The sequence below is a fragment of the Granulicatella adiacens ATCC 49175 genome, assembly GCF_025150565.1.
Lineage (GTDB): Bacteria > Bacillota > Bacilli > Lactobacillales > Aerococcaceae > Granulicatella > Granulicatella adiacens.
Genome location: NZ_CP102283.1, coordinates 51,948 through 77,678 on the forward strand (window position 1 = coordinate 51,948; position 25,731 = coordinate 77,678).

Sequence of the window (25,731 nt, forward strand, 5' to 3'; positions counted from 1 at the left end):
AGTATTTGGAAAGTATTCACCTATTTGATTATCCGGAACTAGATTATAAAGCAACCAAGCGAGAAGTGATGAAAGTCATCGGTAGATATAAGAACGCATTAAATAAGTTGTATCTGAAGAGTGCGCCTCGCATCACTCCTCAGTATACGATTGTTCCACCTTCATTTACTAACGAGTTTCACTCATCTACAGAAGATGCTGCACTATGGAGTGACACTGTAGGAAAGAAATTCAAAGATTACGTTGAACGTGTGAACACTGCATTGAATAGTATTCCTTCAGTTAACCGAGTAGTAATTTACAGATCATTAATCCAGGAACAAAGCGATGTATTAATTGGAAGTGAAATGAATTACAGTGAATTCACTATTCGAGATATACGAATGGAAGGAATTAAACAACTAGCGTACGCACTAGGTGTAGATGTATATCAAGATGGAACATCGGAAGGTGTTGAATACGATTAGTTGTATTTGTTGTAGAAAATGACTAAAAAAGTTTGTAAAACATTTTTAGAGAAATATTTTATAATATGTACTGTGGTATCGTGTAGATACAAGGATAGAGATGCGGAAACATCTTTAAAAAGCCAGTCCTGAAAAAGGTGTATACATGTTAGTAGCTTGGACGACTATTAACGAATATCAAGAGCGTACATTAAACTGTGCGCTCTTATTTTTTATCGAAAGGAGAATGCAATGAATTACGTTGAACCGATTCGAGATAAAGATGATATTCAAGCGATGAAGGATTACTTACGAGAATGGAACGAACGTAATTACATGATGTTCTTACTTGGAATTAATTCCGGATTACGCATTAGCGATATTATCAATCTGCGAGTTAAAGATGTGCAAGGATGGTACATCAAAACAAAAGAATTGAAAACAGGTAAACAACTCAAAAGGAAAATGCCTCCTGTTTTAAAGAAAGAACTGCGGGAGTACATCAAAGGGAAACCACTACACCATTATTTATTTCAAAGTCGAAACGGAAAGAATCAGCACATCAGTCGATGCACTGCATACTTAATTATTAAGATAGCTGCTGACGAATGTGGAATTGATAATGTAGGTACTCACACAATGAGAAAAACGTTTGGTTATCATCAGTACAAAAAGAACAAAGATGTAGCTACATTGATGGAACTATTCAATCATTCAAGTCCTGCAATCACTTTGAAATATATTGGAATTCGACAAGACCAGCAGGATAAAGTGATGACTAATTTTGGTTTGTAATTATCAACTAAACATAATGAGGAAACTGTTAGTTCGTTTCGAGATTGAATTAGAAACATTGATATAGCAAATAAATAATCAGAATCATGAATTAAACAGAATATAAGATATGTTTAATTCAAAGGGAATAAATCCTAATAGGGAGGTAGGAGATGGTTAGAAAAACATTGAATACATCTCGATGGAAAAGATTGAGAAATTATGTAATGGCTCGTGACGGTTATCGATGTCAAGAGTCACTAAGATACGGACAATCAGTTCCAGCAGAAATGGTTCATCATATTTATCCAGTGAGAGAATATCCTGAACTAGAATTTGTAGCTTGGAATTTGGTAGCTCTATCGAACTATCAACATAACAAGATGCATAATCGGAACACGGATGAAATTACTAAAAAAGGAAAAGAATGGCAAAAACGAAAAAAACGAGAATTTGAAAAATTTTATTCAACCCCCCCACTCAAAAATTAAATTTTGGATGACTTGGAATACCGGTGGAAAGGACTTTTTCCAACCGCGGGGCATTTTATAGAAAAGGGGTAAAAATCTCAAGGCTTATAGGAAGGAGGACGAGTTTTGGCGAGACCAATTACAAAGAAAACAATTGAAAAAGCAACAGAAAAGAAAATGAAAAGTTTAGGAACTTATCGCAAAGAGTATGCGGACTTAATTAGTATTTATGCCGGCTTGTTATTCCAGTATACAAAGTATGAAAAAGAACACGCTGAACGGGATTACGAAGTAGCAGAAATTTACGTGAATAAAGCTGGCGCGGAAAACTACAGAAAGATTCCTCTAGTAAATGTTATGGAAACTCTGAGACGCGATATTTTAACTTACTCAGATAGGCTCATGCTTAATCCTAAATCGCTAGGAGAAATCATCGCTCAAGATTCAGATTCGTCTATCATCGATATTATGAACAAACTTGGTGGTAAGCGATGAATCCATACGTTCAGAGAGCTATCAACTATGCGAACGATGTAATTGATGGAAAAATCGATTCGTGTGAAGAAAAGATACTTGAAGCTAAACGGTTTTTTAGAGATTTAGAAAATCCAAAGTTCTATCTAAACGAGGATGATATTAACGTAGCTGTTAACTTCATTGAAAATGTGATAGTTCATTATCAAGGAGAAGACGTTAGTGCAGTAAGTCTTCGTAATACTCCAATGAAACTTCAAGAATGGCAAATGTTCATTGTGGTTAATCTTCTAGGATTTTATAAAACTGGAACTATAGAAACTAGGTTTAAAGAATCTCTAGTATTTATTCCACGTAAACAAGGGAAGACAGCTTTCACTGCTTCGCTTGCTCTATGTAGATCACTAATGGAACGTAAGAGTTCGTCTAAGTGCTACATCGTAGCAGCTGGAATTAGACAATCGCTAGAAGCATTTGGATTTATGCGATTTAATGTAGATCGTTGGCATGATAAACATATCAGTATTAAAGATAATAATTCAGAGCATTCCATTACTGGCGAGTTTGGTAAGGAAGGCTCTTTCTTTGTACAAGCGCTAGCAAACGATGAATCTCGATTAGATGCATTGAATGGAAACTTCATCATCTTAGATGAGGCACACACTATGCGTAGCTCTAAGAAGTACGGAAAGATGAAGAAGACATTAAGTGCGTATCGAAATAAGCTGTTATTTATCATCAGCACAGCAGGAGATATTCCAAATGGATTCTTAGCTAATCGCTTGAAGTACTGTAAGAAAGTTCTTGAACAGAGTATTGAGAACGACGAACTATTTATTTTTATTTGTAAAGCGAATGAAGATAAAGACGGAATGCCGATTGATTACATTTCAGATAAGACATTAAGGATGGCTAATCCTTCATGCGGTGTGACAGTGACTATTGAAGAGTTAAGAGCTGAAGCCGAGATGGCGCTTAATGATCCACAAACGCGGATGGAATTTTTCAATACAACATTGAACGTGTTTACCAACTCGATGAATACTTACTTCAATGTGGATGAGTTCATCGCAAGTGACGAGCAGTTCAATTGGACAATTGACGAGCTTGCTAAATTGCCGATTAAGTGGTATGGCGGTGCTGATCTTTCTAAAATGCACGACTTAACTGCTGCAGCGCTGGTTGGAGAGTACGAACACGATGGAAAGAAAATAGATATAGCAGTAACTCATGCATTCTTTCCTATCGTTGCTGCTAAAGAGAAAGCAGAAGATGATGGAATTCCATTGTTCGGATGGAAAGATGACGGCTGGCTTACGATGAGTAATACAAAAACAGTTTTATACGATGACATTGTAAAGTGGTTCATCAAAATGAGACAGTTAGGTTTCAATATTCGAAGTGTTGGATTTGATAGAAAATTCGGACGTGAATTTGTTATGAAAATGAAAAAGAATAAATTCAAAATGAAAGACCAACCACAGTTTTTCTGGAAAAAGTCAGAAGGCTTTAGAAGGATTGAAATGAAAGTTAAAAACAAAGAATTCTACTATGCACATAGTGAAGCATTTGAATACTGTGTAGGGAATGTTCGAGCAATTGAAAAAACGGATGATATGATCCAATACGAAAAAGCGGATGGAGATGGTGGAACACAGCGTATTGATATTTTTGATGCAACTGTGTTCGCAACTGTTCAAATGCTAGAAGAAAAGGACAATAACAATTCTGAAAAAGCTAAAAGCTTTTTTGGGCTGAAAGGAGAATAAAATGGGATTCTTAAACTTTTTAAAGAAAAGAGAAAAGAAGACTGAAATACGATATGTAACACCTACCCAAATGGAGGATTTACTATTCTTTGATAATTCGTATATTCCATTGAATAAGCATCCAGATGTGTTGATAGCAGTCGATAAAATTGCTGATTTGGTATCGAATATGACAATCCAATTGATGGAGAATACGGGAAATGGAGACGTACGGATAAAGAATAAACTAGCAAGAAAAATCGATATAGAACCATATCGTTATATGACTAGAAAAAATTGGATTTATAAAATTGTAAAAGATTTGTTGCTTGATGGAGACGGAAATTCTGTAGTACACGTTGGAACAATCCAAGATACAGAATTAATTGGGGAATTAATGCCACTGAATATGAGAAGTGTAAGATTTGTTGATAATCCAAATGATGATGGATATCAAATTGAATATGGCAGTGTGACTCTAACGCCTGATGAAGTAATACATTTTGCAATGAACCCTAACCCAAGCCGACCTCATATCGGTACAGGATATAGAATCACGTTAAGAGATATAGCAGATAATCTAACGCAGGCTTCAAAAACGAAAAAAAGCTTTATGAGAAATAAAAATATTCCTAGTCTTGTAGTTAGTGTGAATGGAGATACTGAAGAGTTAACCACAGAAAAAGGAAAAACAGCAATAAAAAATAGTTATTTAAGTAGCGCACAAGCTGGTGACCCGTGGATAATTCCAGCAGAAATGATAAAAGTAGAACAAGTAAAGCCACTAACACTTAAAGATATAGCAATCAACGAATCAGTAGAAATTGATAAGAAAACAATAGCTGGACTCATTGGAGTACCAGCTTTTTTCTTGGGCGTAGATAAGTTTGACAAAGAAGAATACAACAACTTTATCAACACAAGAATTATGTCAATTTCTTTAATCATTTCTCAAACACTCACTAGAGATTTAATCACAAGTGAAAATAAATATTTCCGTTTAAATCCTAGATCGCTTTACTCATATAACATTACTGAATTGGTTAGTGCCGGAACTCAAATGGTACAAATTGCAGCTTTAAGAAGAAATGAGTTGCGAGATTGGATAGGAATGCCTCCTGATGAAGACATGAATGAAATTATCGTACTGGAAAACTATCTTCCACAAAAAGATTTAGGAAATCAAAAAAAATTGAAGGGTGGTGAGAATGATGATGAATAAAAGAGAAAGTTATCTTACTACCAATTTTAATGCACGTAGTGAAGAAGATGGAAGACTTATCCTCGAGGGCTACTTTATTAAATATGGAGTAGAAACAGAATTGTGGCCAGGCTTCTTTGAATTGATTGAAAAAAATGCAGTAGATAAAGCATTAGGGAACAAACCTGATGTTAGAGCTTTATTCAATCACGATTCAAATTTGTGTTTAGGAAGAACTGGAAACAAAACTCTTCAATTAAAGTCAGACAACATTGGACTATTTGGTGTTATTGAAATTAATAGTTCAGATCCTGATGCTGTTGGCGCTCATGCAAGAGTCCAACGAAAAGACATCGACGGATGTAGTTTTGGTTTTTGGGAAAACGGATATGAAATTATCGAGCGTACTGACGGAACTATCTTAAAGAAAGTTACAGAAATGGAACTGATTGAAGTAAGTCCGTGTACATTCCCGGCTTACCCTCAAACAGAAATCGCAGCTAGACAGAAGAATTATGAAGACTACAAAAAGGAAGCATTAAATATTCGAAAAAATATTTTAAAGGAGAAATTAAAAAATGAAAAATAAAGGTTTAGTTATTAAAGCAAAAATTTCAATGAGAAATAAAAAAATGGATGACATTAATAAAGTGTTGGAAGGAATCAACGCACGTTCTGCAGAACTATTATCTGCTATCGAAGCTTCTGAAACAGAAGAAGATTTAGTAGTGCTTGAATCACAAGTAGAAGAAGTTCAAAAAGAATTAGATCAAAGAAGTTCTGAAAAAGAAGCGTTAGAAATCGAAATTGAAGAGTTGAATGAAGAATTAAGAACAATCGAAGGGAAAGAGTTAAGTATGAAAAAAATCGCAACAAACAAACTAATGAGATTGCAGAAACTAGAGAATTGTTGAATGAGTACATTCGAAGCAAAGGACAAAAACGAGAAGGATTAACAACCGTAGATGGTGGAGCTCTGATTCCGAAAGAAGTACTAGAACCTCAAAAAACAAAAGTTCGAAGTGTAGATTTAAGCAAATTAGTACGTGTCGTTCCTGTAACTACTGGTTCTGGGGAATACGCTGTTATCAGCAAATCAAAAAACAAAATGAAAAAAACCTCAGAGTTAGAAAAAAATCCAGATTTAGCAAAAACTCCAATTAATAAAGTTAATTGGACGGTAGATACTTATCGTGGAGAATTATCAGTATCTAAAGAAATGATTGATGACGCTAATTACAACATCATGGGATTAGTGGAAGAAGATGCTGTTAACCAAGAAGTTAATACTAAAAACTTTGAAATTGCATCTATTTTGAAGAGCGCAACTGCTGTTAACGCTTCAGGATTTGACGGCCTTAAAGATGTAATTAATAAGAAAATTCCATCTGTTTACGATGTTTCTATTGTAGCTACAGATTCTATGTTTAGTGCTTTAGATAAAGTGAAAGACAAAGAAGGACGCTATATGTTACAACCAGACCCTACATCTCCTACTGGATATAAATTTAAAAATAAAATTATTTATACTGTACCCGACGATTTATTAGGAGCAGAAAACGACATGAAAGCATTCATTGGAGATGTATACGAATTTGTCGCTTTATTTGACCGTGAACAAACTACAGTTAAATGGACACCTAATGAAATTTATGGAGAAAAACTAGGTTTATTCTCTCGTTTTGGTTTAACTAAAACAAATGAAGAAGCAGGGGCATTTGTTACTTATACAGATGCAGTATAGGAGGATTAAAGTATGAAATATGTAGTAATTAGAAGTTTTGCTGATATGAATGACTGTTCGGAAGAATTTCCGAACGGTCGTATTTATAATGTAGGAGATATTTTCCCTACTTCAGGAGTTACTAAAACAAGATTAAGAGAGTTGTCAACATCAGATAATCGAGCGGGCTTTCTATTCATCAAACTAGTTGAAGAAGGAGATGAAGAAAATGGAGCAACAGAAACACCAGGAACAGAAGACGAAGGAGGAACTGAAGAAACAGCTGATTCAACTGGAGACGACACCGTTACTGGAGATACTGAAGGCTAAACTAGGAATTAGTGGGAAATTTAGAGATGAGTATTTAAAACATTTACTCAAATCAGTAATTGATGAACTTTGTAACCAAAAAGGAATCACATTAAATCCAGAAAGCTATCACCACATTGATTTTATAGTCGATTATGCAGCGTTTAGATATGACAATAGAGACAACAATATTATTATGCCAAAGCACTTACAATATCGATTAAACAATCTCTTGTTGGAAAATTTGAGAGGAAAAGATAATGTGGAATAAAGAAATAACTTTAATCAAGAAAGCAATTAATGGAACGGATGATTTGGGACAACCAATCATCCGTTTATCTAAGAGGAAAGTTTTAGCAACTGAAAAAAGCGTAACTAACAGTATGTTATTTTATGGCGCTCAATTTGGATATAAGCCTGTATTTGTAGTTTTAATACGATGGTTCGAATATGAAAAAGAATCATTCCTTGAATGCGATGACGTGAAGTACGTAATACGAAGAGCCTTTAAATCAGAAAAAGATGATTTTATAGAATTACAGTGTGAAGAATTGATAGGTGATAATTTTGAGTTATGATCTTGAATCAGAAATTGCTAAAGCACTTACTAATTTTAGTGAAGATGTCGCAAAAGAAATAGATGAATCAGTTGATGAACTAGCTGAAAAAACTGTTTCAAAACTAAAAAGTAATTCACCGAAAAAAACAGGAGATTACGCTAGCGACTGGAATACTAAAAAAGATAAAAAAGGGAAACGTACTATTTATCAAAAAGAAGAATATAGAATAGCTCATATTCTTGAATTTGGACACGCAAAAAAAGATGGCGGACGAGTTCCAGCAATAACACACATTAAACCTATTGAAGAAGAAATCATAAAGGAATTTGAAGAAAATATAAGAAGGAGGTTAGGTAATTAAATGATTACATTACAGGAACTATATAAAAAGCTAAAAAGTTTAGGAGTGCCAGTACAGTATTATATGTTCCAAGAAGGCCAAGAACCTAACCTGCCATATATTATTTACTACAATCCATCAGAACAGCATTTAAATGCAGATAACTTCACAATTTTTGTGACTAAAGATGTGATCATTGAAGTTTATTCAAAGTTTAAAGATTTATCTTTAGAAGAAAAATTAAAAGAATTATTCGACACAAACAAGTTAACGTATACATTCCAAGAAACTTATTTAAAAGATGAAAGAATGTATATGCTAGCATATCAAATATCATTATAAGGAGAGATTAATAAATGGGTGCAGAACAAACACAAACACCAACACAAACACCGCAAGTAGAAAATAAAGTAACGTTCGGTTTAGAAAACGTACACTGGAGTAAACCAACTGTTCAAGCTGGAGATGAAATTCAATATTCTAAGCCTGAAAAAATGCCAGGGTCGGTTGAGTTACAATTAGATCCACAAAGTACAGACATCAAATTAAAAGCAGATAATATTGATTATTACGTATCATATTCAAACGATGGATACACAGGCAAATTAGTGTTTTATAACGTATCAGAAGAATTCCTTCAGTATGCAGTTGGAGAAGAACAAGTTGATGAACTAATTGCTGAAAGAAGTACTTCACAAGGCAATCCTATTACACTTATGTTCCAAATCGAAGGTGATAAACGTGCTGTACGACACTGTTTAACTCAAGTAGTTGTTAAACGACCAACTGTAGGTTCAGCTACAAAAGATGGAAACAACTTTAATAAAGTAGAACTAAACTTTATTGCTAGTCCACGTCCAAACGATAAGGTTGTTAAATATAAAACATCTAAGAGAACTACAAAAGAAATGTATAACAAATTCTTTGATGAAGTTAAAGCTACAATGTAAAAGGAGATTTATATGAAACAAACCATTTCAATTAAAGGTAAACAAATCACTTTAGAAAGCAATGCTTTCACAACTTTGTTATATAAAAAACAATTCAATAAAGACTTCTTTAAAGAATTGCTACTTGTAGCAAAGGTTTTTAACGGACGAAAATCTTTTTCTTTAGAAGATTTAGATACAGACAGTCTAGAAGCATTTGATTCAGAATTGTTTTATCGTTTATTCTGGATTTTTGCTGTTACTGCTGATCCATCAGTTCCAGATTATTTAGATTTTTATCGTGTGAACTCGTATTTAGAACTTAAAGACATTATGCAAAATGTCGGGAAACTACTAGAAGTTTCATTAGTTACTAAAAAAAAACCGACACAAGTGAAGAAGCGAGTGAAGAAGCATTCACGGTAGAGTCCTTTTTATTATGCTGTAAAGAAAGTGGTTTATCTATTGAAGAGTTAAAACACTTAACAGTAGGGGGCGCTTTAGACTTTCAGACAGATTACGTTGAATTACATTCTCAACATAAATCTGAACAAAGCACTTCCAGAAGAGCAACTCAAAGTGATATGGATAACTTTTAGGCTACTGAATATCAGTAGCCTTTTTAATTTGAAGAAAGGAGTGAGAAAATGGCAGGAAACATTAAAGGTATTACGATTGAATTGCAAGGTAATGTGCAACCGCTAGAACAAGCTCTTAAAAAAGCAAATGCTGCTGCTAAAAGCACAGCAACTGAAATGAGACAAGTGGACAAAGCTTTGAAGTTTAATCCTGCCAGTGTTGAATTAATTACTCAAAAGCAAACATTACTTTCCAAACAAATTGAAAATACAAAAGAAAAACTTACCACTTTAAAAAATGCTCAAGCAGAGGTCGAAGCACAATTTAAAGCAGGTAAGATTGGTGAAGAAAATTATCGTGCATTCAAACGTGAATTAGAAACCACAGAAAGCACCTTAACACACTATAAAACACAACTAACAAACCTGAACAAAGAACAAGATAATCTTGGAAAGTCTACAGAAAGATTATCAAGATTCTTTTCTGCCACAGGTAAAGACATAGAAGCCTACAGACACGTTTTAGGAGATAAACTAACTGATTCTATCAAGAACGGTAAAGCATCGAGTAAAGACATGGAACGTGCTTTAGAATTGATGGCCAAAGAGGCTTCTAATGGTAAAGCTGATATAAATGCTTTAAGAGAAGCTTTGGATAAGTTGGACGATGGTGGAAGTATCCAGAATGTAAAAAAAGAACTAACAGAAGTTGGAGAAGCATCTAAATCTTCTGCTGAAAAAACAAATAAACTTCTATCACAAGGAAACTTACAGCAAGCAGCTCAAGTAGCATCTCAAGCAGGACAATCAATGATTGACTTTGCTGGAAAAACACAAAAAGCGTATAGAAATGTTGATTCAGGGTTCGATATCATTATTACTAAAACGGGAGCAACCACAGACGAAGCGCTAGAAGGATTCAAAAAAATCTATGATCAGTTGGCTGTAGATTTGCCAGTAGACTCATTTGAAAAAGTAGGTTCGGCTATAGGTGAAGTCAATACACAATTCGGACTTACTGACGATGCCTTAAAAGAAGCTTCAAGAAGCATTATTCAATTTGCTGAAATTAACGATTCTGATATTACTGCAAGTACCATTAACGCTAAGAAAACAATAGAAGCATACGGGCTATCTGCTTCTGATTTATCAAGCACATTAGATACAGTCACTTATGTTGCTCAAGCAACAGGTGTGTCCGTAGATGAATTATTTTCTAAGATGGTTTCAGGAGCTCCTCAAATAAAAGAATTAGGTTTGTCTTTCGATGAGGCAGCAACATTGATTGGTTCACTAGAGAAGGCGGGTGTAGATTCTGGAGCAGCTCTATCGAGTATGAGTAAAGCTGCAGTGGCTTATGCTAAAGAAGGCAAAACACTATCTCAAGGTTTACAAGAAACTATCGATAAAATCAAGAATGCTTCTAGTGCGACTCAGGCACTAACTGAAGCTTCTAATGTATTTGGAACTAAGGGTGCTACACGAATGGTAGATGCCATTAAACGTGGCGCTTTTTCGCTCGAAAAACTATCCGGAACTGCAAAAGAAGCTAGTGGAACAGTAGCAAAAACATTTGAAGCCACATTAGATCCGATTGACAAACAGCAACAAAAAATTAACGCAGTGCAATTGGCCTTATCTGAAATTGGTGCTGCAATAGCCGAAGCAGTTGCTCCAATCATGGATGCATTAATTTCAGTACTAAAACAAGTAGCAGAATGGTTTCAAAATTTATCCGCTCCTATTAAACAATTTATAGTTGTATTAGGAGGAGTACTTGCAATAGCTGCTTTATTATCTCCTATATTGGTTGCGATAGCTATAGCAATTACAACGTTTGGAACTTCAATGTTGCCACTGGTTGCTATTATTGGTGGAGTTGCTGCAGCAATTGCCATAGTCACAGCAGTAGTAACCAATTTTGGTTCTATTCTGGAATGGTTAGAAGGAATCTTCCCTGGATTAGGTTCTACAGTAGAATCTGTATGGAATGCTATTCAATCAGTAATCGAAACTGTAGTAGGTGCTGTTTCTTTATTTATTCAAAATATTTTTGGAACATTAGTATCTTGGTGGGAAACAAATCATGAACGTATTCAACAAGTTGTAGAAACTGTATGGAATACTATTTCAACAGTTATTCAGACAGTACTATCATTTTTAGCTCCATTTATCCAAGGAATATTTGATGGAATTTCAATTTACATCCAAACCGTTTGGAATGTAATTACTACTGTGATTCAAGGAGCACTCGATGTGATTCTAGGAATCATTCAAGCTGTCTTACAAGTCTTGACTGGTGATTGGTCAGGAGCATGGGATACATTATCAAACATTGTATCTACTGTTCTAGGAACCATTTCATCAACTATCAGTTCATTAATGGATGGAATTGCTTCAGCTATTTCAAGTGTATGGAATGGAATCTTATCTACAACAGAAAGCATATGGAATGGAATTACAGGAGCTATATCCGGTGCAATTAATGGAGCATACAATGCAGTAAGTAGTGCTATTGAAGCTATCAAAGGATTATTCAACTTCCAGATTAGTTGGCCGCACATCCCATTGCCACATTTCAGTATTAGTGGCTCACCAAACCCATTGGATTGGTTGAGTGGAGGGTTACCTAGTATTGGCATTGAATGGTACGCAAAAGGTGGGATTATGACCAAACCTACAATCTTTGGCCAAAACGGAAATAATCTAATGGTAGGCGGAGAAGCAGGGAAAGAAGCTATTCTTCCATTGAATGATCATACACTTTCAGGAATCGGAAAAGGTATTGCTGCACATTTAGATAGTAACGGTGGAGTGAATGTAAATATCTATCCACATGAATTAATTGTGAGAAATGATGAAGATGTACTTCAGTTAGCTACAAAATTAGCTGAAGAGATTATCAGAAAAATGAAAATGAAAGAAAGACATGCTGAGAGAGCGAGAGGAGTGATTCTGTGATTGGATTTGAAATGAGTATTAATCACGTTAAAAATACGGACTTACCAATTCGAGTAATAGTGGCAGAATATGAACGCCTATTCTTCTCTGAAAGCAATAATTCAATCCAGCGACGTGAAAATGGAAGTTCATATTTTAAGAAAAGTTATGAACGAAAAGAGCAAGTGAAGACGTTTGAAATTCATATCCATACGACTAAACAGACAGATTTAGACCATTTCAACAGATGGATTATGCAAGAAAATGTTGATTTTGAACCGGACACATCATTGAATCGTGTATATACTGCATATAAATTCAATGTTACTTCGATTACTAAACACGAAAATATATACGTCGTTCAATTACAAGTAACATTCTCATTCGAAGGATTGTCTAAAATTGAGAAGACTGCTACTAGAGGAACAAATACAGGTCAGCTTGTTTATACATTTGACAATCAAGGGGTGCTACCAACAGCGCCTCTTTTTAGTTTTACATCAGGGGATAATTATAAGATGATTAGTTTTATTCATCCAAGTGGAAAGTACGTTCAATTTGGCCATGAAACAGGAGAAGTAGTCATTAGCCCAAACGATGTAGTAGTGTTCGATTTTAGAAAAAAACAATTAACAATTAACGGAACAATTAAATATGTAAACATAAGTAGTTCGTGGTTTGAATTAAATGTAGGTCAGACAGAGATTGGCATTTTAACAGAGCCGAATACAAATATTCAAATTGAAGCGAAATTCAGGGAGGCATGGCAATGATTACAGTAACTGACAGAAAGTACAATAAACTTTGCCAACTACACTTCGGCTCGATTGGAGAGTTAATCGCATACGATGACATGTTTGAACAAGATTTAGATACCGGAATTGGTATTTACGAATTCAAAGTAAATAAAAATCACGAATCCGTGAAGAACGTTGATCTTGGTTGTTATTTATTTGTATCAGATGGAGATTTAACACGATGTTTTGAAGTCACTAATACAAAAGAAGATCATAACACCAAAATTATTACAGCCGAGGATGCAGGGCTTGATTTGTTAGGCGAATCTGTATGGCCGTACGAGGCGGATAAATCTTATAATTTAGAATACTATGTATCCAAATTTACATTAGACGCAGGTTGGGAAATTGGAATCAATGAGATATCTTCTTCTACTGTTAGAAAATTGAAATTCGAGCAATTCGATACAGCTACTAAACGTCTAAGAGCTTTAGCTAAACATTTCGATGCAGAAATTGTATACAGCGTTGAGATGTTGCATGACAAACCGCACAGAAAGCTAATTAATTTTTATAAAAATTATAACGCGGAAAAAGTTATCCGATTAGAATATGGAACTAACGTCTCAAACATAGAAAAAACAGCAAGTATTGACAAATTAGCGACTGCACTTCGAGTGCATGGGCCTGACGGATTAACAATTGAAGGAATCAGTTACAACGATGGTAGATACTGGGTTGGTGGAGATACTATACATGATCTACAGGAAGGCGCTCGATGGAGTCGACATGCGGATGTTGCACGAGATGGAGGCTATATTGTAGATATTTATGAGAGTACTGCCAAGTCAAAAGAATTATTATTTCAAGAGGGATTAAGACAATTAAAGAAACGGGCTTATCCAGAAGTGAAGTATGAAGTTGCTTTATCTGAAATTGGATTAGACGTAAAAATCGGTCAACGAGCAGAAATTACAGACAGCGAATTTAAACCAGCAATAGCATTATCTGCTAGAATTACATCCATCAAACGTTCATTGTCAAACAAAACTGTTGGCACAGTAACGATTTCAAATATAGAGAGCAATGAGGTGTTCGTTAACGAAAAATTAAAGAGACTAAGTCAATTGGTACAGGAGAGAGTCTTTGATTCTACTGCTGTACCTTTTGTTTTAGAATTAAAATCCACTTCAGGGGTTGTATTCCAAAATGGGAACATCCAGACTAAATTAATTTCAACTGTTTCTAAACTTGGTACGGATATGACTATTCGTTTTAATTTTAGATGGATTAGAGAAAGTAAATATGGAACTAATGATACAGAATGGAATAAGTTACACGAAACTGCCGCAAGAGAACTAACAATCACATCAAGTGATGTTGATAGAGAGGCTACGTTTATATGTGAAGCGCTAGAAGCTAGCAATGTTATTGCTAGAAATTCGATTGTTATTAAAGATTTTATAGTAAACAAATCCATTGGTTCAACGCCTCCAGCAAATCCTAGCGCTGGAGATTTATGGACAGATACGAGTATTCCGGAAAAAGAAGTTCCTAAAATTTATTCTAACGGAGAATGGAAGCCAGTTCTTGATAAAGATGATAAAGAGTTGGAGCGTCTTCAAAAACAATTTGAAGAGCGTAACAGAGAACATGCCAATCAGTATACAAAAATAATGGAAATCATCAACAAGACCTCTGTTACTGAAGATACTCTTAGAGATTTAACAGGCCGTTTTGGAAATATGGAAGAATCTTATAAGCGTATATTAGAGACTGCTGCAGAGATTAAAGGACTTGGACAAAGGACTAAAGCTGTCGAATTAAATATAGAGCAATCTCAAGTTATTCTTAACGCAATTGCAACTTATTTCAGCATATCTGAAGACGGCATGTTGATTGGTAAGAATGGCGAGAAGTTACAAATACGTATCAATAATGAACGTATGGAATTTATCGACTCTGGTCGTGTCGTTGCCTATGTCTCTGGCCAACAGATGAACATTGTCAGTGCCACATTCTGGAATTCCGTTACTATTGCTAATCATATTTTTGAAAAATTCAATAATGAATTCACTACTATTTCTTACGTTGGAGGTGCTGTAAATGGCTAGAATTGAAAAATATACAAGTAGCGGTTACGCCAAACTAGCATTAGAAGTAAATGAAACCAGCTACAGCATCGAAAACAACGATTCTCCTACTAAATGGGAATTGTGGTTGGAACGAGGCAGTACTTGGGTATATGACTTAAATAACGAAAGTCTAGCAGAAGTAGAAATTAATGACCAGAGAGTCTTAAGTAAATATGTCAGCTTTGATTTGAGAAATTCTAACAGGGTTCTTCTCGGAAGCGGTAGTTTAACCATTCCACATAATGAAGATGGCAGCAAGAGTATCACTATCTGGGCAAGAATTCTTAATGTTGCTGACCAAGGAGACATTGACTGGTTTAGCGGAACAGTAACATTAACTAACATCCCTCGAGCAAGTTCCATCGATTCAGTAAATGTAACTGAACTTGGCCAACAAATTACTCTGAACATCAATAAAAAGGTTAACAACTTCAAACATCAAGTTTGGTGGAAAGTTAACGACAGCGAATGGGTTGATTTAGGTAAAGGGCATGATACAAATGTTCAATTTACAGTTCCGTTAGAATATGCAAGTCGTATTACAAACAGTGATACTGGAACGCTTGAGGTATGTGTTCGTACATTTAACGACAGTACTCAAATTGGAAACGATGAATACAAAAGAGGATTGAGTATTAAAGTTCCAACATCAATCGTTCCAACTTTAAACACAATAAACATTGTGGAAAGAAATGCAAAAATTGCCGAATCTGTTCCTTCTGGGAATTACATTAAAGATAAATCGATTATACGAGTGACTGCAGAAGGAGCTTCTGGAGTATATGATTCAAAGATCGTATCAACAGAAATTTCTGTTGATAATTTAGTAGTACGTTCAAATGCTGGTGACTTCCCAGCAAATAAGGCAGGAACATTAAGCGTCACTGCAAAAGTAACAGATTCAAGAGGACGTACAGCTACTAAATCGACCACTGTTAAAATTCTGGATTATTACTCACCACGAATTATAGCTTTTTTAGCTAACAGAACGGGAAATGGAACTAATAAAAGAATAATGGCTAATGTCATTGCAAACGTCAGTCCATTAGTGATTGATGGAATTAATAGAAATCCATATACGCTTAAAATCCAGTACTCATCTAAGAAGGATAATCGATGGATTGATGCCGTAAATTTCACAAATGAAAACACAGAGAAAATAAACCGACAAATTGATTGCGGTGCATTCTATGAGCTCTCAAAATCATATAATGTGAGATTGGTTATTCAAGATAAATTAAGCGATTTAGTAGATTCAGTGTTGGTAGTACGCTCTTCAAAAGTGTTGTGGGCATGGGGTGACAATCGTGCAGCAGTAGGTGGATTCCCAGAACTGGAAGGGCACTTTGAGTCTTTTCTTCCAGTTGCGTTTCACAGTACTTTAAATGTTGAAGAAGGCATAATGTCTCGAGGTAAACCTATTCAGGAATTCGTAGTGACATCCAGAGATGGCAAGTCCTTAAAATATAATGGCGATTTAAACAATTTAAGAACAGCTGGAGGATATCATGCTTTTGGCGTGCAACACAATCCTACTAATACTAACAATTATGGTTACGTGTGTGTCATTACGCACAGTAATGATTCAAGCTATTGTGTACAATTCTATGTTCCATTCAATTCAGACCAATTGTACATTCGTAGATGTGAGTCTAATAGATGGGCTAATTGGACTAGTGTTATAACTTCAAGCTTGGATACTGGATGGAAAAAAGCAGAATTGCAGAGAGGCTGGCAACATTACGACGGAGAAGATAGAGCAGTAGAATTTAAAAAAGATGCAAATGGTAAAGTTTGTATCAGAGGGAGTTGCAAAGGCGGTTCTGGTGGTTCAGGAGCGTTATTTTATTTACCCGAAGGATTCAGGCCTAATAAAAAAGTGTATTTCACTGGGATTCATGGAAACGGCTCACTCTTCTACGGTGGTGTAACACCCTATGGAATGGTGTATAATTCTCAATCCGTTAACAACGGTTGGGTATGTTTAGATAACATTTCATTTGAAATTTAAGGAGGAATAGATATGGAATTAGAAACAGTTAAGAATAGATTAGTTAGTCTAAAACAGGAACGAAAAGATACAAAAACTGAAATTGAAAAGTTGATATTTCAGAAAATTCAAAAAGAGCAGGAAGTTCAAAATCTGCAAGAAGAGATTTCTCGTTTAGAACAAAAAAGTGCTACGAAAGATGACGAAATCAGAAAATATGAGACGGCTGTCGAGATTATGGAGTTGTAGTAAATGGTAGATTTCAGCATATCTGATGTAGAATTTCATGTATTATCGATGCATCTTCAAAATCTCATGCGTAGCCCATACATTCAAATCTTGTTTTGGTTGATTTGCTTCGATGTCATCTCTGGATACATCAAGGCCTTTAAACTAAAACGATTTGATAGCAAGACTAGTACGAATGGACTACTAAGGCACGCTCTAGTGTGTGCAGTTGTAATAGTAACTGCCGTATACGCTAGAGCTTTAGGGCATCGAGAAATTGGCATTACAACATGCCTATTTTTTATTTTTAGCTATGCAGTATCACTAGCTGAAAATTGGGAATCGATAGGATTGCCTTTCCCAGAAACAATCAAACCGTACCTAAAAACAATGCGGCAACAACAAGAAAATAAATTTAAAAAAATTACAAACAAGAAAGAGGATGAATAATTATGATGATCAATTGGAAAGTACGAGTATTAAATAAAGCATTTTGGTTAACGCTGGTACCAGCGTTAGCGCTTTTATTGCAAACATTTTTAGCTGTATTCGGGGTTAAGTTAGAACTAGGAGAAACAATCGACAAACTATTAGTATTCATTAATGCACTCTTTGCTGTATTAATGATTATCGGGATTGTTAACGATCCAACAACTAGCGGAATCAGCGACAGCACGCGCGCTATGACATACGAACAACCTAACAACCAATAAAAAAACTAAATAACAAAGGGACCTCTATAAAGAGTTCCCTTTTATTTTTGAGGAGATATGAATATGGTTAACATTATCAACAACACAATTTTTAACGGCCTAGCAGGAAGACGCCCAACAGAAGCGCCACGATACTACATTTTACATAATGACGCTGGTAGCATGACACCAGAAGAGTATGTAGGGTGGTTGAGAGACCGATATAACGCTGGTAAATCTGACAGGGGCTACGCTCACTACTACATTAGTCGTAATACTATTGCCAGAGTAGAAGACACTTATAACGGAACGTGGAGTACAGCGAACTACGAAGGTAATCTATACAGTCTAGGCTATGAAGTCGTACAACAATACGGAACTACTGACGCGGAATTTCTAGAAAATGAAGACATGACGCTTAGACAAATGTCCGAAGATATGAAATACTACGGAGCTACGCCTAATAGTGAAAATATCGCCTTTCATAATGAATTTACGCCTACTTCTTGCCCAGCGCGTTCGCTAGCGCTTCATGGCAATAGCAACGATTCGCTACGTAATTATGTAATTGAGAAAATCAAGTACTATCAATCGTTAGGGGACACAGTAGAAGAAATGCTACAAGCGGACGCTGGAAACTACGAAGGATGGCAAAAGAATAGCGTAGGCTGGTGGTATCGTGAAGCCAACGGAACATACCCCGCTAACAAATGGCGCAAGGTAGATAATGAGTGGTTTTACTTTGACGAAAACGGCTATTGTATGCTTAATCGTTGGGTTAAACTTAGCGACAAATGGTACTACTTAGACGTACGCGGTGCTATGGTAACGGGCTGGTTTATGGCTGGCAATAGCTGGTACTATTTCAAGGAAGACGGTAGTATGGCTACTGGTTGGGTTAAATACAAGGATAAATGGTACTACCTAAACACTAGCAACGGCTTCATGGAGTCAAATGCATTTATTAAAGGAAAAGATGGGTGGTACTACATCACTGAAGATGGAACTATGGCAGAAAAACCTGACTTCACTGTTGAGCCTGAAGGGTTAATTACAGTTAAATAATTTATAAAGCCTGCTCATTGAGCAGGCTTATTTTTTACATTTTCTCAAAAATATTTAATAAAAACCGTTGACAGTATACCACTAAAGTGGTATACTATTAAATGTAAGGGAGATACCCTTAACGATAAAGAAAGGAGAAAAATATGAGAAGATTGGCAAAAAAAAGGCCACTCAAAATGAAGCTAAAACAAAGTTTCAAAATCAGACTCAACTTGTTTATCTTCTTCTTCGAGTGGACGATTGAGTGGGGCGAATAGCCCCTCTCGATTGCCTATATCTTATCATAAAAATAACGATTATGAAAGTAACATTTAAAAAAGGGTGGCAACCTTTCGATTGGAAAGCATTTGTCGCATGGCTTATCTTTATTGGGTTAATAGTATGGTTTATATTTAAGTAGGTGATAATATGAAAGTAGATACCAAGAAAATTGAATGGCTGTTAAATAATGCAACTCAATATAGAATTAATAAAGATACAGGCGTTACATTATCTATTTTAAGTCGATTAGTTAATGGTGAACGCAAAATAGAAAACTTGACTATAAGAACTGGTAGTACATTAACTGAATATGCTGAAAAATTACAAAAGCAGGAGAAGTAACTCCTGCTTTTTGACCATCCTTTTGACCTTCTATATGTCTAAAATAATACACAGTTTTCTAAAATTGCAAAAATTAAAATGTTGTTATATCAACGTTTTATGAGCTTTTCTTTAAAAATATAACCAGGTAATTTTTGTATCCTCCCAAATAAATATTTCTAATCCTTTTTTCCACCGACAGCTGTCGGTGGTTTTTTATTTTGTATAGATATAAATTGACTATCCTTTTGACTTTCTATTCATACCTTAATAATGGATAGTATCAACCGAGTTAGTAGTGCGATGTTTTAAAATAAAAAAGGACACCTAATTTAGGTGTCCTATGCAGAGCCGGTAAAACCTCTCTAAAAAATATCATCTGTAGAGCCTGCGATAAATCGCACCTCTAATGTATGTTTATTATAATGAAACTATGAATGAATATCAATTTTCGAACTAAAAATTTTGAATGACAGTAGTATCAATAATAAAATTACTTTATCTGTAAGTTTCAGCAGCAGAGTTAATTAACACTATTGATAAAAAAGCATTGATTGAAGCAAAAATCCGTACTATACTTAAAATATGGAGAAGTACCCAAGAGGCTGAAGGGGTCGCACTCGAAATGCGATAGGTCGTGAAAGCGGCGCGGGAGTTCAAATCTCCTCTTCTCCTTAAAAGTTCCTTATATATCAACATTTATAGATGTTTTGTTCCGTAAATGTTCTGTAGCTGCTTTTTTAGATAGATTCATTTTAATAGAGTAATGGAGGCGGAGAATAAATGGCCAAAGTAAAATTAAATTTAAATCAAACGCACTGTTGTGGAATTTATTCGGATAAGACGGTGTATCGTTTTACAGGGGATAGCTACCAAGAGTTGTTTTACCTGCTTCAAAGACGTGGACTCATTGAATCATTTATCGACGGGGACTTCATTGTCTATGATGAATTAAGACAGTACTCTGATTTACCTCCTTATCAGAAACTTACTGAGGAAGAATTAGAAGCGATTGATTTTGATAGTATTATTCAAAATCTTAGTGATAATGAAATCAAATCGGTGATTGAAAAATTCTTTGCCTATCGCTTTGACTGTGAGTTTCAAGAAGTAGAAGAGTAAAAAATGCAAAAAAGCTGACAGCTCTATATCAGAGCCGTCAGCTTTTTCAATTATAGATGATTAGCGAATCACTTGTTCTGTTTCTTTGTCGAAGAAGTGAGATTTGTTTAAGTCGAATGCTAATTCAACTGTTTCGCCTGGGCTGTGGAAGTCACGTGCATCCACTTTAGATACGAATTCAGTATCATCAACACGAGTATAAAGCATTGTTTCTGCACCAAGTAATTCTGATACAACAACTTCTGCTTTTACTGAAGATGAAGGATAAGTATCGATAGCGATTTGAGAACCTTTGATATCTTCTGGACGAATACCGAAGATAAGTTCTTTTCCTTCATAGCCTTTTTCTTCAAGAAGTTTTTTCTTCGCTTCTGGTAATTGTAATGATAAACCTTTACCGTTTGTAATCACGCCGTCTTTTAATGTGACATTGAAGAAGTTCATTGCTGGTGATCCGATGAATCCAGCTACGAATACATTGTTAGGTGTGTTGTACACTTCTTGTGGAGTACCGATTTGTTGTACGAAACCGTCTTTCATGATAACGATACGGTCCGCCATTGTCATCGCTTCTGTTTGGTCGTGTGTTACGTAAATAGTTGTTGTTTCTAAACGACGGTGTAATTTTGCAATTTCAGCACGCATCGCAACACGCAATTTAGCATCTAAGTTAGAAAGAGGTTCGTCCATTAAGAATACTTTCGCATCACGAACAATCGCACGTCCTAAAGCCACACGTTGACGTTGACCACCAGATAAAGCAGCTGGTTTACGTTCTAAGTATTGTGCTAAACCTAAGATTTCAGCAGCATTTTTAACGCGTTTGTCAATTTCAGCTTTGTCGTATTTACGTAATTTCAAACCGAATGCCATGTTATCATATACGCTCATGTGAGGATATAGGGCATAGTTTTGGAATACCATCGCGATATCACGATCTTTTGGAGCTACGTCGTTCATCACAACGTCGCCGATTTTTAATTCCCCTTCAGAAATATCTTCTAGACCAGCAATCATACGAAGTGTAGTTGATTTACCGCATCCAGAAGGTCCTACGAATACGATGAATTCGCGATCTTTGATGTGTAAGTTAAAGTCTGTTACGGAATAGTTTTCCGCGTTGTCATATTTTTTGTGAATATGGTTTAATTGCATTTCTACCATTAGGATTTCCCCCTGTCATTGTTTTAACACTATTAGTTTACGATTTTTAATAGAAAAGTGATAGGGTACATTGCACAAAAAGTATCCTGTTTTTTGTGCATATTGCCGAAAAATACAATTTGAAGGATTCTTTTTACCGTATCTTAAGATAAAGAATGTAAGGATTTTCAAAAAAAGAGTGAACACGAGTGCAAGCTTTCCAAAACTTTGTTATGATAAGAGGTAGAAACTTTAAATGAAAAGGTGATGAAATGGAAAGAAAACGTGGATTTGAAGTTATATCTGCTTATGAAGGGAAAGGAATTAATGTTCCTAAACGTTCTACAAAACATTCGGCAGGTTATGATTTTGAAGCGGCAGAAGATATTGTGTTACCAAGTATTTGGAAAATGATCTTTAAATTTGCTGCTACTCAATTAAAACAATGGATTTATACAACCGATAAAGAAACGGTTGAGGCAGAATTACAAAAAGAACAAAAAGTATTAAAACCGATTCTTGTTCCAACAGGAATTAAATCTTATATGCAAGAAGATGAATATTTACAACTTGCGAACCGTTCAAGTAATCCACTTAAACACTTTTTAGTATTACCAAACGGAATTGGAGTTGTTGATAGCGACTATTATAATAATCCAGATAACGAAGGACATATTTACTTCCAATTAATCAACTTTGGATTATTCGATAAAGAAATTAAAAAAGGCGACCGTATTGGCCAAGGTATTTTCTTACCATTCTTAAAAGCAGATACGGACGAAGAAAATGATATGAATGAACGTACAGGCGGTTTTGGTTCTTCTGGCGTTCGTTAGAAAGGAGCCAATATGGCAAAAACAGCCACAAGTTTTGTATGTAGAGAATGTGGATATAATTCACCAAAATATTTAGGAAAATGTCCAAACTGTGGAAATTGGTCCACAATGGAAGAGTTTAAGGAAACGACGAGTAACACGAAACGACCTTCTTTAGTCCAACAGTCAGAAGAAGCCCATAAAACAAAACCGATGCGACTGGACCAGGTTTCTTATGAACGCGTCAACCGTGTAAAAACATCCATTAGCGAACTCGACCGTGTGCTTGGTGGTGGCGTGGTGCCAGGCTCCTTAGTATTAATCGGTGGGGACCCTGGGATTGGAAAATCGACTTTATTATTACAAGTTTCTAGTGAATTACAACAAACACAAGGGACCGTTCTCTATGTATCCGGAGAGGAAAGTGCGTCTCAAATTAAAATGCGTGCAGAGCGTCTTGGGATGCAAGCAGACGGATTTTATATTTATGCGGAGACAAACTTAGAAGATATCGTTGCGCAAGTGGAAGCCTTAAAACCAGACTATGTCATTATCGACTCGATTCAAACGATGACACATCCGCAAGCAAATGGGGTTGCAGGAAGCGTGTCTCATGTTCGTGAGGCAACGGCAACACTCATGCGACTTGCGAAACTCAATCAGATCGCCATCTTTATTGTGGGTCACGTGACAAAAGAGGGAGCGTTGGCAGGTCCTCGTATGTTGGAACATATGGTGGACACCGTTCTTTATTTTGAAGGGGATAAGCATCATAGTTTCCGAGTGCTTCGCTCTGTGAAAAACCGTTTTGGGTCAACGAACGAGATTGGGGTCTTCGAAATGCATCAAGAAGGGCTGAATGAAGTAACCAATCCTTCGGAAGTCTTTTTAGAAGAACGTTTGGCTGGCGCAACTGGTTCCGCAATTGTCGTGTCTCTTGAAGGGACAAGACCAATTTTAACCGAGGTGCAATGTCTATTGTCCCCAACAGCCTTTGGAAATGCACGCCGTACGACAAGTGGTCTAGACTATAATCGTGTTGCGCTCTTGATGGCGGTACTTGAGAAACGTGCAGGTCTTCTATTGCAAAACCAAGATGCTTACTTTAAATCAACAGGCGGCTTGAAACTGGGCGAACCCGCAGTCGATTTAGCGATTGCGATGAGTATCGTTTCAAGCTATAAGGAAAAAGAAACGCAGATGGGGGATTGCTTTATCGGCGAAATTGGCTTGACAGGTGAAATTCGAAAAGTAAACCGTGTCTATGACCGTGTCCGTGAAGCAGAAAAACTCGGATTCAAGCGTGTCTTCATTCCAAAAAACAACTTAGATGGATGGAAAATTCCTGAAAATATCGAAGTTGTCGGTGTATCTTCTGTCAAAGAGGCTATTTATAAAGCCTTCAATCATGAAAAATAGAAAGGAGAGGATTGGATGGAACAACCCAAAAAATTTCGAGCATACGGAAGAAAATTATTACAATTCATTTTCGTATTGCTCGGAGGATCTTTAGGAGCGACGTACTTTCCAAGTCTATGGCAAACGTTCAATATTTCAAATGAATGGCTAACATCTCAAGTAACGAATATTTTATTAGGTGCAATTATTTTATTCTGTATTTCATTTTTCGTTGCTGATCCAATTTTAGCGGGAATTCGTAGACTTGAAAAAATTGTGAGTCAACTATCAGTAAGTTATTTACTCTTCGGGATGATAGGAGCGCTGATTGGACTATTAGTGGCTTGGCTAGTTGGCCTTCCGTTTACTAATTTGCAAATTCCTGCAATTACTCAAGCGCTGCCGATTGCGCTTAGCATTATCTTTGGTTATCTTGGATTTTACGTAGGAACCACTCGTCGTGAGGATATTTTAAGAGTCTTCACAGTCAATAAGAAAAAAACAGAAGATTCTCCAGTGTTAGAGCGTAAAGCAGGAGATAATTTTAGAAAATATAAACTGCTTGATACGAGTGTTATTATTGATGGTCGTATTTACGATATTGCTAAAACAGGCTTTATAGAAGGGGTACTAGTGATTCCGGTATTCGTATTGAACGAGCTTCAATACATTGCGGATAGTGCGGATAGCTTAAAACGAGTAAGAGGTCGTCGAGGTTTAGATATTTTGAACGCCCTTCAAAAAGAAGAGCATATTCAAGTAGAAATTTACGAAGGGGATTATGATGATATCAATGAAGTCGATCGCAAATTGATTCGATTGGCCAAATCCATTGATGGAATTATTATCACCAATGATTTTAACTTGAACAAAGTAAGTGAGTTCCAAAATGTTCCAGTATTTAATATCAATGCTTTAGCCCAAGCCATTAAACCAGTTGTGATTCCGGGTGAAACGTTGAAGACTACCGTTGTGAAACAAGGAACGGAGCGTCAGCAAGGGGTAGCGTACTTGGATGACGGAACAATGATTGTCGTGGAAGACGGTCAATATTATATGAATGAAGAGATTGAAGTAGTCGTTACGAGCGCGCTTCAAACTGCAGCAGGTCGTATGATTTTCGCCAAACCGCTGCATAGCCAAAAGAAAATTAAACAATAAAGTGCAAAATGATTACTTCAAATCCTTGCGGATTTATTTATAATAACGGTAACGTTGCACCGGCTCGAGCCTAGTGTCTCTCGCCTAAAAAGCTCAAAAAGGGAGTACGGAATAAATTCCGAACTCCCTTTAATTCGTATTTTTTGCGAACCACGTTACTGTTATTATAAA

General features: G+C 35.9%; 30 protein-coding genes and 1 tRNA gene. 30 read left to right on the top strand and 1 reads right to left on the bottom strand.

Annotated features, from left to right (window positions below; all coding sequences use genetic code 11):
• The first annotated feature begins 5 nt into the window (after positions 1-5).
• The 27 genes from NQ540_RS00290 to NQ540_RS00420 all read left to right on the top strand — a co-directional run bounded on the left by NQ540_RS00290 (position 6) and on the right by NQ540_RS00420 (position 21,043).
• Positions 6-467: an ArpU family phage packaging/lysis transcriptional regulator gene (locus tag NQ540_RS00290; protein WP_050755113.1), complete on the top strand. Its 462-nt coding sequence runs from the start codon at positions 6-8 to the stop codon at positions 465-467.
• A 231-nt stretch (positions 468-698) separates the two neighbouring features.
• Positions 699-1,241 (top strand): site-specific integrase, encoded by a 543-nt coding sequence (locus tag NQ540_RS00295; RefSeq protein WP_005608105.1) that lies wholly within the window; start codon positions 699-701, stop codon positions 1,239-1,241.
• Between the two features lie 152 nt (positions 1,242-1,393).
• Entirely contained in the window at positions 1,394-1,711 is a 318-nt protein-coding gene (locus NQ540_RS00300; protein WP_005608102.1) for an HNH endonuclease, read from the top strand.
• Positions 1,712-1,816: 105 nt separating this feature from the next.
• Positions 1,817-2,185 carry a P27 family phage terminase small subunit gene (locus NQ540_RS00305; protein WP_005608099.1) on the top strand — a complete coding sequence of 123 codons (369 nt, stop codon included), beginning with the start codon at positions 1,817-1,819 and terminating at the stop codon, positions 2,183-2,185.
• Entirely contained in the window at positions 2,182-3,933 is a 1,752-nt protein-coding gene (locus NQ540_RS00310; RefSeq protein ID WP_005608097.1) for a terminase large subunit, read from the top strand. The genes NQ540_RS00305 and NQ540_RS00310 overlap by 4 nt, the downstream gene beginning before the upstream one ends.
• A 1-nt stretch (position 3,934) precedes the next feature.
• Positions 3,935-5,134 (top strand): phage portal protein, encoded by a 1,200-nt coding sequence (locus tag NQ540_RS00315; RefSeq protein ID WP_005608094.1) that lies wholly within the window; start codon positions 3,935-3,937, stop codon positions 5,132-5,134.
• Positions 5,127-5,702: an HK97 family phage prohead protease gene (locus NQ540_RS00320; protein WP_050755115.1), complete on the top strand. Its 576-nt coding sequence runs from the start codon at positions 5,127-5,129 to the stop codon at positions 5,700-5,702. Before NQ540_RS00315 ends, NQ540_RS00320 begins: the two co-directional genes overlap by 8 nt.
• Positions 5,692-6,027 (top strand): hypothetical protein, encoded by a 336-nt coding sequence (locus NQ540_RS00325; RefSeq protein WP_005608086.1) that lies wholly within the window; start codon positions 5,692-5,694, stop codon positions 6,025-6,027. Before NQ540_RS00320 ends, NQ540_RS00325 begins: the two co-directional genes overlap by 11 nt.
• Entirely contained in the window at positions 6,003-6,857 is an 855-nt protein-coding gene (locus tag NQ540_RS00330; protein ID WP_327050066.1) for a phage major capsid protein, read from the top strand. Before NQ540_RS00325 ends, NQ540_RS00330 begins: the two co-directional genes overlap by 25 nt.
• 12 nt (positions 6,858-6,869) lie before the next feature.
• Positions 6,870-7,166, top strand: coding sequence for a hypothetical protein (locus NQ540_RS00335; protein ID WP_050755112.1), 297 nt, complete (start codon positions 6,870-6,872; stop codon positions 7,164-7,166).
• Positions 7,066-7,416 (top strand): hypothetical protein, encoded by a 351-nt coding sequence (locus NQ540_RS00340; RefSeq protein ID WP_211204711.1) that lies wholly within the window; start codon positions 7,066-7,068, stop codon positions 7,414-7,416. The genes NQ540_RS00335 and NQ540_RS00340 overlap by 101 nt, the downstream gene beginning before the upstream one ends.
• Entirely contained in the window at positions 7,406-7,723 is a 318-nt protein-coding gene (locus NQ540_RS00345) for a phage head closure protein (protein ID WP_005608082.1), read from the top strand. The genes NQ540_RS00340 and NQ540_RS00345 overlap by 11 nt, the downstream gene beginning before the upstream one ends.
• Complete coding sequence (locus tag NQ540_RS00350) at positions 7,713-8,066, top strand: HK97 gp10 family phage protein (protein ID WP_050755111.1); 354 nt, start codon at positions 7,713-7,715, stop codon at positions 8,064-8,066. Before NQ540_RS00345 ends, NQ540_RS00350 begins: the two co-directional genes overlap by 11 nt.
• Positions 8,067-8,111: 45 nt before the next feature.
• The gene (locus NQ540_RS00355) at positions 8,112-8,387 is read left to right on the top strand and encodes a hypothetical protein (protein WP_259912550.1); all 276 of its coding nucleotides are present in this window, start codon (positions 8,112-8,114) and stop codon (positions 8,385-8,387) included.
• Positions 8,388-8,401: 14 nt separating this feature from the next.
• Positions 8,402-8,995 (top strand): major tail protein, encoded by a 594-nt coding sequence (locus NQ540_RS00360; RefSeq protein WP_005608079.1) that lies wholly within the window; start codon positions 8,402-8,404, stop codon positions 8,993-8,995.
• Between the two features lie 12 nt (positions 8,996-9,007).
• Positions 9,008-9,400, top strand: a complete 393-nt coding sequence (locus NQ540_RS00365) for a hypothetical protein (protein ID WP_005608078.1) — start codon at positions 9,008-9,010, stop codon at positions 9,398-9,400.
• Positions 9,401-9,621: 221 nt separating this feature from the next.
• Complete coding sequence (locus NQ540_RS00370) at positions 9,622-12,513, top strand: phage tail tape measure protein (RefSeq protein ID WP_005608077.1); 2,892 nt, start codon at positions 9,622-9,624, stop codon at positions 12,511-12,513.
• Positions 12,510-13,265: a phage distal tail protein gene (locus NQ540_RS00375; RefSeq protein WP_005608076.1), complete on the top strand. Its 756-nt coding sequence runs from the start codon at positions 12,510-12,512 to the stop codon at positions 13,263-13,265. Before NQ540_RS00370 ends, NQ540_RS00375 begins: the two co-directional genes overlap by 4 nt.
• Positions 13,262-15,343, top strand: a complete 2,082-nt coding sequence (locus tag NQ540_RS00380; RefSeq protein ID WP_039849309.1) for a phage tail spike protein — start codon at positions 13,262-13,264, stop codon at positions 15,341-15,343. Before NQ540_RS00375 ends, NQ540_RS00380 begins: the two co-directional genes overlap by 4 nt.
• Positions 15,336-17,375 (top strand): DUF859 family phage minor structural protein, encoded by a 2,040-nt coding sequence (locus NQ540_RS00385; RefSeq protein ID WP_005608074.1) that lies wholly within the window; start codon positions 15,336-15,338, stop codon positions 17,373-17,375. Before NQ540_RS00380 ends, NQ540_RS00385 begins: the two co-directional genes overlap by 8 nt.
• 12 nt (positions 17,376-17,387) lie before the next feature.
• The gene (locus tag NQ540_RS00390; RefSeq protein ID WP_005608073.1) at positions 17,388-17,603 is read left to right on the top strand and encodes a hypothetical protein; all 216 of its coding nucleotides are present in this window, start codon (positions 17,388-17,390) and stop codon (positions 17,601-17,603) included.
• A gap of 3 nt (positions 17,604-17,606) precedes the next feature.
• Positions 17,607-18,032, top strand: a complete 426-nt coding sequence (locus tag NQ540_RS00395) for a phage holin family protein (protein WP_005608071.1) — start codon at positions 17,607-17,609, stop codon at positions 18,030-18,032.
• 5 nt (positions 18,033-18,037) lie between these two features.
• The gene (locus tag NQ540_RS00400) at positions 18,038-18,295 is read left to right on the top strand and encodes a phage holin (protein ID WP_039849314.1); all 258 of its coding nucleotides are present in this window, start codon (positions 18,038-18,040) and stop codon (positions 18,293-18,295) included.
• A gap of 63 nt (positions 18,296-18,358) precedes the next feature.
• Entirely contained in the window at positions 18,359-19,339 is a 981-nt protein-coding gene (locus NQ540_RS00405) for an N-acetylmuramoyl-L-alanine amidase family protein (protein WP_039849308.1), read from the top strand.
• A 408-nt stretch (positions 19,340-19,747) separates the two neighbouring features.
• Positions 19,748-19,942: a hypothetical protein gene (locus NQ540_RS00410; protein ID WP_005608064.1), complete on the top strand. Its 195-nt coding sequence runs from the start codon at positions 19,748-19,750 to the stop codon at positions 19,940-19,942.
• Positions 19,943-20,508: 566 nt separating this feature from the next.
• Positions 20,509-20,596 (top strand) — tRNA-Ser (locus NQ540_RS00415).
• A gap of 108 nt (positions 20,597-20,704) precedes the next feature.
• On the top strand, positions 20,705-21,043 hold the full coding sequence (locus NQ540_RS00420) for a hypothetical protein (protein WP_005608062.1): 339 nt from the start codon (positions 20,705-20,707) through the stop codon (positions 21,041-21,043).
• 60 nt (positions 21,044-21,103) lie between these two features.
• Here NQ540_RS00420 and NQ540_RS00425 read toward each other — a convergent pair whose 3' ends face one another.
• Positions 21,104-22,207 (bottom strand): ABC transporter ATP-binding protein, encoded by a 1,104-nt coding sequence (locus NQ540_RS00425; protein WP_005608060.1) that lies wholly within the window; start codon positions 22,205-22,207, stop codon positions 21,104-21,106.
• Between the two features lie 251 nt (positions 22,208-22,458).
• Here NQ540_RS00425 and NQ540_RS00430 point away from each other — a divergent pair, with 251 nt between their 5' ends.
• Genes NQ540_RS00430 through NQ540_RS00440 form a run of 3 tightly spaced genes read left to right on the top strand, consistent with a single transcriptional unit; the run spans position 22,459 to position 25,560 of the window.
• A complete protein-coding gene (locus NQ540_RS00430) occupies positions 22,459-23,022 on the top strand; it encodes a dCTP deaminase/dUTPase family protein (protein WP_005608058.1) in 564 nt (187 codons plus the stop codon).
• 12 nt (positions 23,023-23,034) lie between these two features.
• A complete protein-coding gene (gene radA / locus NQ540_RS00435; RefSeq protein ID WP_039849307.1) occupies positions 23,035-24,420 on the top strand; it encodes a DNA repair protein RadA in 1,386 nt (461 codons plus the stop codon).
• 15 nt (positions 24,421-24,435) lie between these two features.
• On the top strand, positions 24,436-25,560 hold the full coding sequence (locus NQ540_RS00440) for a PIN/TRAM domain-containing protein (RefSeq protein ID WP_005608054.1): 1,125 nt from the start codon (positions 24,436-24,438) through the stop codon (positions 25,558-25,560).
• Positions 25,561-25,731: the final 171 nt, after the last annotated feature.